Annotated in this window: 11 protein-coding genes; 8 read left to right on the forward strand and 3 right to left on the reverse strand. The window is 61.7% G+C overall.

From position 1 onward, the window contains the following. Nucleotides 1–26: 26 nt before the first annotated feature. The gene (locus tag HU737_RS09500; RefSeq protein WP_225915687.1) at nucleotides 27–2,078 is read left to right on the forward strand and encodes a hybrid sensor histidine kinase/response regulator; all 2,052 of its coding nucleotides are present in this window, start codon (nucleotides 27–29) and stop codon (nucleotides 2,076–2,078) included. A gap of 209 nt (nucleotides 2,079–2,287) precedes the next feature. Here HU737_RS09500 and HU737_RS09505 read toward each other — a convergent pair whose 3' ends face one another. After that, entirely contained in the window at nucleotides 2,288–3,622 is a 1,335-nt protein-coding gene (locus HU737_RS09505; RefSeq protein ID WP_186554493.1) for a serine hydrolase domain-containing protein, read from the reverse strand. A gap of 143 nt (nucleotides 3,623–3,765) precedes the next feature. Between HU737_RS09505 and HU737_RS09510 the strand changes: the two genes are divergently transcribed. Next, the gene (locus HU737_RS09510; protein ID WP_186554492.1) at nucleotides 3,766–4,686 is read left to right on the forward strand and encodes a LysR substrate-binding domain-containing protein; all 921 of its coding nucleotides are present in this window, start codon (nucleotides 3,766–3,768) and stop codon (nucleotides 4,684–4,686) included. Between the two features lie 121 nt (nucleotides 4,687–4,807). Continuing rightward, nucleotides 4,808–5,827 carry a DUF1176 domain-containing protein gene (locus HU737_RS09515; protein ID WP_186554491.1) on the forward strand — a complete coding sequence of 340 codons (1,020 nt, stop codon included), beginning with the start codon at nucleotides 4,808–4,810 and terminating at the stop codon, nucleotides 5,825–5,827. 3 nt (nucleotides 5,828–5,830) lie between these two features. On the opposite strand, the gene paaX is transcribed toward HU737_RS09515, so the two are convergent. Next, nucleotides 5,831–6,754, reverse strand: coding sequence for a phenylacetic acid degradation operon negative regulatory protein PaaX (paaX, locus tag HU737_RS09520; protein ID WP_186554490.1), 924 nt, complete (start codon nucleotides 6,752–6,754; stop codon nucleotides 5,831–5,833). A gap of 77 nt (nucleotides 6,755–6,831) precedes the next feature. Then, a complete protein-coding gene (gene paaY, locus HU737_RS09525; protein ID WP_186554489.1) occupies nucleotides 6,832–7,431 on the reverse strand; it encodes a phenylacetic acid degradation protein PaaY in 600 nt (199 codons plus the stop codon). 335 nt (nucleotides 7,432–7,766) lie between these two features. On the opposite strand from paaY, the gene paaF reads away from it, so the two are divergent. Genes paaF through pcaF form a run of 5 tightly spaced genes read left to right on the forward strand, consistent with a single transcriptional unit; the run spans nucleotide 7,767 to nucleotide 12,561 of the window. Then, the gene (gene paaF, locus HU737_RS09530; protein WP_186554488.1) at nucleotides 7,767–8,540 is read left to right on the forward strand and encodes a 2,3-dehydroadipyl-CoA hydratase PaaF; all 774 of its coding nucleotides are present in this window, start codon (nucleotides 7,767–7,769) and stop codon (nucleotides 8,538–8,540) included. Between the two features lie 37 nt (nucleotides 8,541–8,577). Next, nucleotides 8,578–9,369, forward strand: coding sequence for a 2-(1,2-epoxy-1,2-dihydrophenyl)acetyl-CoA isomerase PaaG (gene paaG / locus HU737_RS09535; RefSeq protein ID WP_186554487.1), 792 nt, complete (start codon nucleotides 8,578–8,580; stop codon nucleotides 9,367–9,369). A gap of 1 nt (nucleotide 9,370) precedes the next feature. After that, a complete protein-coding gene (gene paaH, locus HU737_RS09540; RefSeq protein ID WP_186554486.1) occupies nucleotides 9,371–10,888 on the forward strand; it encodes a 3-hydroxyacyl-CoA dehydrogenase PaaH in 1,518 nt (505 codons plus the stop codon). After that, nucleotides 10,881–11,336, forward strand: coding sequence for a hydroxyphenylacetyl-CoA thioesterase PaaI (gene paaI, locus HU737_RS09545; protein WP_186554485.1), 456 nt, complete (start codon nucleotides 10,881–10,883; stop codon nucleotides 11,334–11,336). Before paaH ends, paaI begins: the two co-directional genes overlap by 8 nt. Continuing rightward, nucleotides 11,329–12,561, forward strand: a complete 1,233-nt coding sequence (pcaF, locus tag HU737_RS09550) for a 3-oxoadipyl-CoA thiolase (protein ID WP_186554484.1) — start codon at nucleotides 11,329–11,331, stop codon at nucleotides 12,559–12,561. The genes paaI and pcaF overlap by 8 nt, the downstream gene beginning before the upstream one ends. Nucleotides 12,562–12,624 lie beyond the last annotated feature (63 nt).

The raw sequence follows: 12,624 nt of genomic DNA on the forward strand, positions 1-12,624 counted from the left end.
TTATGGAGCGCCAACCCCCTGGCCCTATGCATGGCATGGATGTTCCGGCATCACACAATCAAGGCCATGCCTTTGCAACGGATGCATCAGAGCGTTTGCAGTTGGCACTCGATGCTGGCGCGATTGTCGGTACCTGGGTGTGGGATATCCCGGCTAACCGTGTGACCGCTGACGAGCGCTTTTCCAGATCCTTTGGACTGCCTGCGCACAAGTGCATGGCCGGCATTCCTATCGAGGAGGCGTTTTCGTCTATTCATCCAAACGACCGTGATCGCGTCTCGACCGACATCCAGGAAGCCATGCGTCGCGGCGGTGCCTACCGGTGTGAATACCGCGTTCGACAGCACGACGGTAGCTACCGTTGGATCGAAGCCAATGGCCGGGCGGAGCTCGATGAACAGGGCAGGGCGATCAGGTTTCCCGGGGTTCTCATGAATATTGAGTCCCGTCGCTCAGCTGAGGCTGAGCGTGACAGGATGTCGGCATTGCTGCGCACATTCACTGCCGCCGTGCCCGGTGTTGTCTACGCCAAGGATCTGGAGGGCAGGCTACTTGTAGCGAACCATGGCGCCACGCAACTGATCGGCAAACCGCCAGAGTTTTACCTGGGCAAAACCGATCTGGAGTTTCTTGAGGACAAAGCCCAGGCACGTCAGGTCATGGAAACCGATCAGCGCGTGATGCAGGGTGGCAAAGCGGTGCAGATCGAAGAGCGGGTCGATATGCCGGACGGTACAGCGACCTACTGGTTATCAATGAAAGCGCCACTTTGCGACGATGCGGGGGAGGTCATTGGGCTGATCGGCTCGTCCATTGACGTGACTGCGCGCAAGAATGCCGAGTCGCAGCTTGTAGAACTCAATCGCACCTTGGAAGCACGGATCGAGGAGGCTGTGGCCGAGCGGGAAGCGGTTCAAGCGGCGCTTCGACAATCTCAAAAGATGGAAGCGGTTGGCCAGCTGACAGGAGGGATCGCTCACGATTTCAACAATCTATTGGCGGGGATCACAGGTAGCCTGGATCTGGTCAAGCGCCGTTTGAAGCAGCGGCGCATTGCCGATGTTGAACGTTATCTTGGGGTGGCCCAAGGCGCCGCCCAGAGAGCGGCATCGCTGACGCATCGGCTCCTGGCATTCTCTCGTCGCCAAACGCTGATGCCTCTTCATATCGACGTGAACAGCCTGATCAGCGATATGCAAGAGCTGATCAGCCGCACAGTAGGGCCCTCGATCAAATTGAAGGTGGAACTGAGCGCGAAATCGAGTATTTGCCTGGTCGACCCGGCACAAGTAGAGAACTCGCTGTTGAACCTGTGTATCAACGCCCGCGACGCATTAGCCAGCAGCGGCTGCATTGCCATTACCACGTTCAACCAAGAGTTGGTACTAGGGCCAGAATTGGATCCTGAACTGCCTCCCGGAAATTATTTGACGATTTGTGTCGCTGACGACGGAATTGGCATGAGCGCCCAGACGCTTTCCCGCGCATTCGAGCCGTTCTTCACCACCAAACCAGTCGGGGCCGGTACTGGTCTTGGCTTATCGATGATCTATGGCTTTGCCAAACAATCAGGAGGCCAGGTCAGGATCGAGTCAGTTGAGGATCACGGCACCCGTGTTTATCTTCAGTTGCCTAGCCAAACGGCCCGAATCACGGCGCCGGAGCGTATGGAGCCACTGGATGAGACGACATTATCTGCATCAGGTGAGACAGTGTTGGTCGTCGATGACGAGCCATCAGTGCGCATGTTTGTGAGCGAAATGCTAGATAACTGTGGGTACCGGGTTGTCGAAGCCGCCGACAGCCTCGCTGGCCTTCAGTTACTTTGTTCAGACACTCAAATCGACTTGCTCGTGACGGACATAGGCCTGCCGGGTGGTATCGACGGTAGACAAATGGCAGATGAGGGGCGTAGAGCCAGGCCTGGATTGCCAATTTTGTTCATGACGGGCTATGCGCAGCCAAATGTGCTCGACAGCGTCCAGCTTGAACCTTGCACTGCGGTGCTGACCAAGCCTTTTTCACTTGAGGCGCTAATGCTGAATATCAGGGCATTGCTCAGGAAAAACGACTGCTAGATCGTGAGGATGTTGAGCGCCTGTGGGCGCGGGAGCGCCCGCGAAGTGGCCGGTCCAGTTAATCGGTCACGTGTCGAGACAGGCAACGGCGCTGCAGCGAGTGGGCTGCGTGAGGATATTACTAGATTTAACATAATATACATTATGCGTAGTTTCGCATTAAGGCGCGGCCCTGGTTCCCACCAGATCCAAAGCCACGCCGCAGCCATCTACTGCTTCTGATCCAGCGCCTTACTCACTGCATTCACGAACAACGCCTGTTCGTCATACAACGAGCTCGGTGTCTCGGCATTCTTCCAGGTCGACCATTGCACCATCACCAGATGCTCAACCGGATTGATCGCGATCGTCTGACCGTAGATGCCCAGCGCCCAGAATGTTTGCTCGCTGGTAGCGGTCTTCTTCGGTTCGGCATCTGCATCCGGTGCCGGCGCGTTGTACCACCATTGGTAGCCGTACTGACCATTAGGTGCGGCTTTGGTTACCGAGCCTTTGGCTGTAGTCCAGTGCGTCGAGCGTGCAAGCCAATCGTTGGGCAGCAACTTTTCGCCGTTCGGCAATTGGCCGCCGCTGAGCACGAACTGGCCGAAGCGCCCCCAGTCACGCAGCGTGGCATTGAAGCCGTGACCACCCATGTCGACCTTACCCGGTACCAGTGCGTGCCAGACGCCATCTTGCTGCATGCCATAGCGGCTCCAGATCTGGCTTTCCAGGTACTTGGCGATGGTCTGGCCAGTGGCGTTCTCCAGCACGCGGCCGACCAGCCAGGCGCCGCCGGTGTTGTATGACCAGACTTCGCCAGGCTTCACCCCGGGCTTGCGCTTGACCGATTTGACCAGGTTGAGCACGCAATCGTAAGGGTCTGGCTTGGCCTCGCATTGGGTCATGTGGGAGAAATCAGAGTCTGGCGATGCGTAATTCTCATCCCAGACCACACCTGAGGTATGTTGCATCAGCTGATGCAGGGTTACATCCTGCCACTCGGTGCCTTTGAGTTCGGGGATATACGCGGTGATCTTGTCGTCTACCGACTTGATCTTGCCGGCTTTTATAGCAACCCCCACCAGCACGCTGACTACCGACTTGGCAACTGAGCGTGAAGTCCACAGGGTCTGGGCAGTGTTGCCTTTGCCGTAGTATTCGTAGGCAATTTTGCCGTCTTTGAGCACCAACAGCCCGGTTACGCTCTGGTTTTCCAGGTAGTCGGCAAGTCCCTGGCGCTTGCCCTCCAGGCTGTATTGAACGTTGCTGAGCAGATGATCCGCTGCTGGTAACGGACTTGGGGTGGCGCCCTGGGTAGAAAATACATCCCCTTCGTACAGGCGGTAGGTATTACGGAACCCCACTACTCGGGTGTCTTGATCCCAGGTCAGCATGTTCTTGGCTGCCGGCAGCACTTTGTCGAACGGCTGCGGGCATGTGTGCAGATTGGGTACGCCGCACGGGCTCTTACTATCGGCAGCCTGAGCGGTGCTGGCTGCCAGGGCTAGCGCAAGGATGGAAAATACAGTGGACGGCTTGATTGTTATTGGTGTTGCCCGCATGGGGTTTTCCTCAAGTTTTGCTGTGCGTGGGACACTTCACGGGGCTAGCCCGCGCCCACCGTGAGTCTCAGCAACTTGAACGGCGCGGAAAAGAACAATAAATTGACTGCCACTAATACAAAAACTAATACCCCGAGGCGCGCATGGCCATCGACCGGCTTCCCCCACTCAATGCAATCCGGGCTTTCGAGGCTGCGGCGCGGCTTGGCAGTTATGTAGCGGCGTCAGAAGCTTTGCATGTGACTCAGCCTGCGATCGGTCGCCATGTGAAGAATCTGGAAGACTGGCTGGGTGTGCGTCTGCTTGAGCGCGGCCCGCGCGGCGTCACCCTGACGTTGCTAGGTGCGCACTATTACCAAGCGGTATCGCAGGCACTGCAGATCCTTGCCGACGCCAGTGCCCGCCTGGCCAGGCACGACAACCAGCGTTGGCTGCGCATCCTGTGCGTACCGGCCTTCGCTTCACGCTGGTTGACCCCGCGGATCGACAGTCTGCGCAAGCTGCGACCTGACCTGAAGATCGCCATCGAGCCCAATGCCTCGTTTACTGCAGTGGATGCCAGGCAAGCTGACCTGGGTATAGCCTATGGCTTGCCTGGCGAGCTATCGGGCGTGCGTGAGGTCTTGATTCGCCCGGCAGTGTTTGCCGTCTGCTCGCCCAGCTTTCTTGCGCAGTTGCCAGGGCCGCTGACGATTGCCGATTTGCCCCCAAACAAGCTGATTCACGTCGATGACGGCACATGGTGGAACAGCTGGTTCGCCGCCAATGGCCTGCGTGTGCGGGTCAAGTCCGATGCTTCGCACATGAGCAATGACATTGTGCTCAACCTCGCAGAACGTGGCCATGGCATCGCGCTGGCAACCGAGGTACTGGTTCAGCGCGAGCTTGAGCAAGGTACGCTGATACGCTGCCTGGATCAGGCAGCGCCGCTGGAAAGTTATCAGGTTCTCACGCCGTCCCAGGCACCAAACGAGGATGCGCTGTGGTTCATCAATTGGCTTAAATCCAGCCTGCGCGAGGCATTTCCCCAGGCCAGAGTTGAATCCGTGGGCGTTCTCCCATAAGGTACTGCCCTGCCCTATATTATAAGTTTAAGTGATAACTCAACTAAATATTCATTTAGTTGAGTTATATAATATTCAAAAGCACCCCATCCCTACTGAAACGCTCTCTACAAGGACGTCCATGAAGCTTCAATCGCTGTGCTGGCCTTTTTGGGCGCTCAGTACGCTAGCCTGCGCCGCAGTGCCCGATGACGGTCTGGTCTTCTCCCACAAGGACTGGGACCTCGCCTGCAACAAGTCTGGCCAGTGCATCGCGATGGGTTACTCCCCGGGCGATGGCATCGATGGCATCAGCCTGGGCCTGCAACGCGAGGCTGGCCCCAACACCGCTGTCACTGGCACGTTGATGTTCGCCAACCTCGGTGGCGAGCCCCCTGTCCCGCCGGTACAACTGGTGATCGACGAGGTGGTCGTGGGTACCCTGCGCGATGATGCTTCGGATTTTCATATCGAGCACGACCAGGTCTTGGCCCTGCTCGCTGCGCTGCCTGGCAGCACGCAGATCAAGGTGGTCGACTCCCGTGGGGCTGTGCGCACCCTCTCGGATGCCGGCGCTGCGGCAGTGCTGCTGAAAATGGATGAAGTTCAGGAACGGCTCGGCACGCCAGGCGCGCTGGTCAGCCGCGGCGCTGAGGATGAGCAGCTGGTACCAGGGCCAAGGCGCGCAGCGCCGCCTATCGAGCGCCTGCCCTTGGTTGACAATCGCCCTGAAGACCAGGCCTTAGCGCAACTCCCGGTCTTGCCCCAAGCCCTGCGCCAGACCTTGACCGGCCCTCGCCAGTGCCCCGATCTACAAGACTCCAGCCGTGCGCTGCCACTGACCGTGGAGCGGCTCGATGAGCAGCGTGTGCTGGTCGCCACGCAATGCCGGGCCAACAGCTTCAACACGGCCAACGGTTACTGGGTGGTCCAGGATCAGCCGCCCTACGCTGCGCAATTGGTCACCACTGAAGCCACACAATTCGAACGGCGCATGGCCCAGATCAGTTCCTGGCAAAAGAAGCGCGCCCTGGATGACTGCTCCACGCTGTCGTTCTGGGTTTGGAACGGTGCGCAGTTCGAGCTGTGGTACCGCAACGGTTACAACCGCTGCCGAGGCTTCAGATACGGCGCTTGGGGGATGCCGACCTACGTACGCTGAGCTTCAGGCCAAGCCGCCGAAACGCTTGTAGAAGCTCTCGTTGACATCCGGCAACGGCCCGTCGGCGGTCTCCAGGGCGCTGTTCAGCCACTCCTCGGCCTTGGCGCACACCAGTCGATACAGGTTGCGGCACAGCTGGCGGGCAGCCCTGCCCTCCCAATCGCCCGGCAGCAACTCATCTGGCAGTTGTGGGTCACGCAGCAGTAGCCGGCGATATTCATGGATCAGCAGTGTGCGCGCCAGGAAGCAGTCCTGGGCGTCAAGCGCTTGCTGTTCCTTGAGGGCTTGCCACAGCGGCCGGAACAGGCGGATGAACTCGCTGTAATGCTCGCCCAGCTCCTCGATCCGCCAGCTTTCGCGAACCTGGGCGCGCATGGCTTTAGAGGCCAGCACTTCCTGGGTGTGGGTTTCAAAGACGATGCTGTCGTCGGTGGCGTCCAGCTCACGCAAGGTTGCGGCAAGATCACTGCGGTCGGCGCGTGGGCAGCCCAGCACGTTCGGCGCGATCGCACCATAACCTTGCCACTCCAGCTCTTCGCGAACGGCCTTGCGCTTGCTGGCTTCCAGCTGCGACAGCAAGACCAGTGTCCAGGCGCCATCCCAGGCCGGCAGGCTTGGGCTGTAGACCCGCTTGAAGGCCTTTTCGAAACGCCGCCGGCCAGTGCCGGTGAGGCTGTAGTAGCTGCGTCGGCCGACTTTTTCGGCGGTCAACCACCCTTCTTTGCTCAAGCGGAAGATCGAGGTACGGATCAGCCGCTCATTGATGCCGATTGGCTCGAGCAGATTGATCAAGCTGCCCAGCCACACCGTGCCGCCATGCGGCTCGATGGCGTCGCCATACAGGGTGATGATCAGCGAACTGGCGCGGATTGGCGTCTGTTCCTGGAAACGGGTGATCAGCGTATTAAGGGGGGCAAGGCTGCTCATGGGAGAACTGGAAGCGGATGGAACCCCGACTATACCTGCACGCCGCCCTGCCTGGCCATTACGTGGCAACGCTTGGTTCATGCCCCCTGCTCCGCTTTTGGCCGCAAGCCCGAGTCACCCATGCGCGGTCGCAGCGCTTGGACTTCGGTCAGCGGCGGGCACTCGACCAGCGCGGCCATGCAGCGCTTGGCCAGCAGCTGATATTCGGCGGTACCCCGTTGCTTCCAGGCGATTTCCTGGTCGCTGAGCGTGCGTTTGGCCTGGGCCGGTGAGCCGACCACCAGGCTTTGCTCAGGGCATTGGAAACCTGCCTTGACGAACGCCGTGGCGGCGACGATGCAGCGTGGCGCGATGTAGGCGCCATCCATCACCACGGCGTTCATGCCCACCAGGGCGTCCTCACCTACCCGGCAACCGTGCAGCACCGCGCCGTGGCCGACATGCCCGTTGCGCTCGATGACCGTATCGCCGCCAGGGAAGCCATGCATCACGCAGGTGTCCTGCAGATTGGCGCCCTCCTCCAGCACGATGCGGCCAAAGTCGCCGCGCAGTGAGGCCAATGGCCCTACGTAGCAGTGTGGACCAATGATCACGTCGCCAATCAGCACAGCGCTTGGGTGTACGTAGGCAGTGGGATGGATTACCGGTGTCAGGCCGTCCAGTCGATAGCAAGGCATGTCACACCTCTCCACATGATTCGAAATGTGTACCGATCATGTATCACAATAAAACTGATCGTCAATCTCGAATTTCCTGTATCGCTTTCAAGCGCTGGATGGGTCGATCAGCAAAACCCTTATTTTGCGGGCGTTAGGCTGATAAAGACTGAGCCTAGTCAAAATCACTTACCTACTACGGGACACAGAAAACAAATTATGATGTTGCAGTTATGTATCGCATAAGGCATATACTTGGCGCACCTGAGCAGGCGTCGCGCTGCGCCCCCTGCTCCTGCAGACAATTCCAATAAATGCCGGCCTCAAGGCCGTGCGTGCAGCCTGAGGAACCCAACATGCCTCGCTACCTCGTTGTGCAGGCGCCTGAGGACGGCGTCCGTCTGATCACCCTGCAACGGCCCGAAGCGCTCAATGCGCTGAATACCGAACTGCTCGCGGAACTCGCCGCCGAGCTGGACAGCGCCGACCGCGACCCGGCGATCGCTGTGGTGGTAATAACCGGCAACCGGAAAGCGTTCGCCGCCGGTGCCGACATCCGCGAGATGGCCGAGCGCGACCTGGTCGGCATCCTCAATGACCCGCGGGTCGCCCATTGGCAGCGGATCGCTGCCTTCTCCAAGCCGTTGATCGCCGCCGTCAACGGCTTCGCCCTGGGTGGCGGTTGTGAGCTAGTGATGTGCGCCGACATCGTCATCGCTGGCGAAGATGCACGTTTCGGCCAGCCGGAAATCAACCTGGGCATCATCCCCGGCGCCGGCGGCACCCAACGTTTGTTGCGCGCAGTCGGCAAGCCGCTGGCGATGCAGATGGTGCTGACCGGCGAGCCGATCAGCGCCCGCCACGCCCAGCAGGCCGGGCTGGTCAGTGAAGTCAGCCAACCCGAGCTGACCGTTGAGCGCGCCATGCAGATTGGCGCGGCGATTGCCCGCAAGGCGCCGCTGGCGGTGCGTTTGGCCAAGGAAGCGCTGCTCAAGGCCGCAGACACCGACCTTGCCACCGGCCTGCGCTTGGAGCGCCACGCGTTCACCCTGCTGGCCGGCACCGCCGACCGCGCCGAAGGCATTCGCGCCTTCCAGGAAAAACGCCCGGCCCATTTCCAGGGCCAGTAATCGGCCCCTTCCCATCGACTGACGGAGCGAGTCTGCAATGACTTTCGAGCACATCCTGTTTTCCATCGAGGACGGTGTCGCCCTCCTCTCGCTGAATCGGCCCGACCAGCTGAACAGCTTCAATACCCAGATGCACAAGGAAGTGCGCGAGGCCCTCAAACAGGTGCGCCAGGCCCCGCAAGTGCGAGTGCTGCTGTTGACGGGTGAAGGCCGCGGTTTCTGCGCCGGCCAAGATCTGTCGGATCGCAATGTCGCACCAGGCGCGCAGATGCCCGACCTGGGCGAGTCGATCGAGCAGTTCTACAACCCGATGATCCGCACCCTGCGCGAGCTACCGATGCCGGTGATCTGCGCAGTCAACGGCGTGGCGGCGGGGGCCGGGGCGAATATCCCGCTGGCCTGCGATCTGGTCCTGGCAGCGCGCTCGGCAAGCTTCATCCAAGCCTTCCGCAAGATCGGCCTGGTGCCCGATTCTGGGGGCACCTGGCAATTGCCGCGGCTGATCGGCATGGCCCGGGCCAAGGCGTTGGCCCTGCTCGGTGAGCGATTAAGCGCGGAGCAAGCCGAACACTGGGGGCTGATCAACCGGGTGGTCGATGATGCTGCGCTGCGCGACGAGGCCCTGAGCTTGGCACGGCACCTGGCAACCCAGCCGACCTACGGCCTGGCCCTGATCAAGCGCGCCCTGAATGCCAGCTTCGACAACCGCTTCGACCAGCAGTTGGAGCTGGAGCGGGACCTGCAACGCCTGGCCGGGCGCAGCGAGGACTACCGCGAAGGCGTCGCTGCGTTCATGGACAAACGCCAGCCAGCATTCAAGGGGTGCTGACATGAGTGTGTTCAACACTAATACCCGGGTTGCAGTGATCGGCGCCGGTGCCATGGGCGCCGGCATCGCTCAGGTGGCGGCCCAGGCCGGTCACCCGGTGCAGCTCTACGACAACCGCCCCGGCGCGGCGGCCCAGGCGCTGCAAGGTATCGATCGGCAGCTCGGGCAGCTGGTCGACAAAGGCAAGCTCGACGCCGCCGAGCGCGAGGCGATCAGCGCTCGCCTGCAGCCGGTCGAATCGATAGAAGCATTGGCCGATGCACAGCTGGTGATCGAGGCCATCGTCGAGAACTTGCAGGTCAAGCAGGACTTGCTGCGCCAACTCGAAGCACTGTGCGCCGACGATTGCATCCTCGCCAGCAACACCTCATCGCTGTCGATCACCAGCCTTGCGGCGGGGCTGCGCCGGCCGCAGCGGGTAATTGGCATGCACTTCTTCAACCCCGCGCCGGTCATGGCGCTGGTCGAGGTCGTCAGCGGCCTTGCCACTGATCCGCAATTGGCTGCCCGGCTGTATCAACTGGCCAAGGCCTGGGGCAAGCAGCCGGTCCATACCCGTTCCACCCCTGGTTTTATCGTCAACCGGGTCGCGCGGCCGTTCTACGCCGAAAGCCTGCGTCTGCTCCAGGAAGGCGCGGCGGACTGCGCCACCCTCGATGCGCTGCTGCGCGATGCAGGCGGTTTTCGCATGGGCCCATTCGAGCTGACCGATTTGATCGGCCACGACGTCAACTATGCCGTGACCTGCTCGGTGTTCGATGCGTTCTATGGCGACTTCCGCTTCCAACCTTCGCTGGTGCAAAAAGAGCTGGTCGATGCCGGCCGCTTGGGGCGCAAGAGCGGCCAGGGTTTCTACGACTACCGCGAAGGCGCCGAGCGCCCGCCGGCAGCTGAGCTTCAGAGCACGGCGCGCGTCGATCGTTGTGTAGTGGAAGGTTGCCTGGGGGTGATGCAGCCATTGCTGCAGCGGCTCAAAGCCAGTGGCATCAGTGTCACTGAACGTCCAGGCAATGGCCTGCTGCGCGTGGGCGATGCGACCTTGGCGCTATCCGACGGTCGCCTGGCCAGCCAGCGCGCACGCGAAGATGGCCTGAGCAACCTGCTGCTGGTCGATCTTGCTCTGGACTACACAAGCACAGCGCGCATCGCCATCAGCAAGGCGGCGGACACCACCGACCAAGCGCAGGACCAGGCGATTGCCCTGCTGCGCCAAGCAGGTTTCAGCGTGAGCGAGGTTGCCGACCTACCAGGCCTGGTGGTGCTGCGTACCGTGGCAACCCTTGCCAACGAGGCGGCGGACGCCGTGCTGCAAGGCGTCGGATCAGCCGCTGATATCGATCTGGCCATGCGCGCTGGCGTCAACTACCCCTGCGGCCCGCTGGCCTGGGCTGAGCACATTGGCCTGGGCTACACCCTGCGCGTGCTGCAGAACCTGCAAAACAGCTATGGCGAAACCCGCTATCGCCCTTCCCTGCTGCTGCGTCGCGTGCATGCCCAAGGAGGCCACCTGCATGACTGAAAGCCAACGCACCCCCGATGAACTGGCCCGCGCCTGTAGCGACGCGATGTTCTCCCGCGACCGAGCGACCCAGGCCATGGGCGCTCGCCTGCTCGACAGCGGCCCAGGCCGTGCGCGCCTGAGCATGCAGGTCCGGGCAGACATGATCCAAGGGCACGGCACCTGCCATGGCGGTTACCTGTTTGCCCTGGCCGACTCGGCGTTCGCCTTCGCCTGCAACAGTTACGACGAAGCCACGGTGGCCCAGGGCTGCAGCATCGATTACCTGGCCCCGGCGGTTGAGCACGATGTACTCACTGCCACTGCCAGCGAACTCAGCCGCAAAGGCCGCACCGGCCTGTATGACGTCAGGCTGGAAAACCAGCGGGGTGAGCTGATTGCCCTGTTCCGCGGTAAATCCTACAAAGTGCGCGGCACGGTGCTGGCGCAGGAGAGCAAAGATGACTGACCAGACCCGCAACGATGCGCTGATCATCGACGCCGTGCGTACGCCCATCGGCCGCTATGGCGGTGCCCTCAGCACGGTACGCGCCGATGATCTTGCAGCTGTGCCGATCAAGGCGCTGATGGCGCGTCACCCGCAGTTGGACTGGAGCGCTATCGATGACGTGATCCTTGGCTGCGCCAACCAGGCCGGGGAAGACAACCGCAACGTGGCCCGCATGGCCACCCTGCTCACCGGGTTGCCGCAGGCGGTACCGGGCACCACCCTCAATCGCCTGTGTGGCTCAGGGCTGGACGCCATCGGCAGCGCAGCCCGCGCCCTGCGCTGTGGCGAGGCTGGGCTGATGCTGGCAGGCGGGGTCGAATCGATGTCGCGCGCGCCGTTTGTCATGGGCAAATCCGAGCAGGCGTTCGGCCGTGGCGCCGAGCTGTTCGATACCACCATCGGCTGGCGTTTCGTCAATAAGCTGTTGCAGGCCCAATACGGCATCGACTCGATGCCTGAGACCGCCGAGAACGTTGCCGCCCAGTTCGCTATTTCCCGCGCCGATCAAGATGCATTTGCCTTGCGCAGCCAGCACAAAGCCGCTGCTGCCCAGGCCCGCGGCCGTTTGGCGCAGGAGATCGTGCCGGTCGAAATTGCCCAGCGCAAAGGCCCGGCGAAGCTGGTCGAGCACGACGAGCATCCGCGTGCCGACACCACCCTGGAGCAACTGGCCAAGCTCGGCACGCCGTTCCGCGAGGGTGGCAGCGTTACCGCTGGCAATGCGTCGGGCGTCAACGACGGTGCCTGTGCGCTGTTGCTGGCCAGCAGCGCAGCCGCCCGCCGCCATGGTTTGCAAGCGCGCGGCCGGATCGTCGGCATGGCGGCGGCGGGGGTCGAGCCGCGAATCATGGGCATTGGCCCGGTGCCGGCGACCCACAAGGTGCTGGAACTGACCGGCCTGGCCTTGGCCGACATGGATGTCATCGAGCTCAACGAAGCCTTCGCCGCCCAAGGCCTGGCAGTGCTGCGTGAGCTGGGCCTGGCGGACGACGACCCGCGGGTCAACCGCAATGGCGGTGCCATTGCCCTCGGCCACCCGCTGGGCATGAGCGGGGCGCGGCTGGTCACCACGGCGCTGCACGAGCTGGAAGAAACCGACGGGCGCTACGCCCTGTGCACCATGTGCATCGGCGTCGGCCAGGGCATTGCCCTGATCATCGAGCGCCTCAGACCAACGGACTGAGACTGAACCTGCTACGGGCAGTATGCTGCCCGCATGACACTCAAGGCCTCTGCGCCTACGTAC

The sequence above is a fragment of the Pseudomonas urmiensis genome (assembly GCF_014268815.2).
GTDB lineage: Bacteria > Pseudomonadota > Gammaproteobacteria > Pseudomonadales > Pseudomonadaceae > Aquipseudomonas > Aquipseudomonas urmiensis.

Bases quoted from the DNA above. Each gene is read 5' to 3' on its own strand.
- paaI (WP_186554485.1), top strand. From the start codon at position 10,881: ATGACTGAAAGCCAACGCACCCCCGATGAACTGGCCCGCGCCTGTAGC.
- paaG (WP_186554487.1), top strand. From the start codon at position 8,578: ATGACTTTCGAGCACATCCTGTTTTCCATCGAGGACGGTGTCGCCCTC.
- HU737_RS09500 (WP_225915687.1), top strand. From the start codon at position 27: ATGCATGGCATGGATGTTCCGGCATCACACAATCAAGGCCATGCCTTT.
- pcaF (WP_186554484.1), top strand. From the start codon at position 11,329: ATGACTGACCAGACCCGCAACGATGCGCTGATCATCGACGCCGTGCGT.
- paaY (WP_186554489.1), bottom strand. From the start codon at position 7,431: ATGCCTTGCTATCGACTGGACGGCCTGACACCGGTAATCCATCCCACT.
- paaX (WP_186554490.1), bottom strand. From the start codon at position 6,754: ATGAGCAGCCTTGCCCCCCTTAATACGCTGATCACCCGTTTCCAGGAA.
- paaF (WP_186554488.1), top strand. From the start codon at position 7,767: ATGCCTCGCTACCTCGTTGTGCAGGCGCCTGAGGACGGCGTCCGTCTG.
- HU737_RS09515 (WP_186554491.1), top strand. From the start codon at position 4,808: ATGAAGCTTCAATCGCTGTGCTGGCCTTTTTGGGCGCTCAGTACGCTA.
- HU737_RS09510 (WP_186554492.1), top strand. From the start codon at position 3,766: ATGGCCATCGACCGGCTTCCCCCACTCAATGCAATCCGGGCTTTCGAG.
- HU737_RS09505 (WP_186554493.1), bottom strand. From the start codon at position 3,622: ATGCGGGCAACACCAATAACAATCAAGCCGTCCACTGTATTTTCCATC.
- paaH (WP_186554486.1), top strand. From the start codon at position 9,371: ATGAGTGTGTTCAACACTAATACCCGGGTTGCAGTGATCGGCGCCGGT.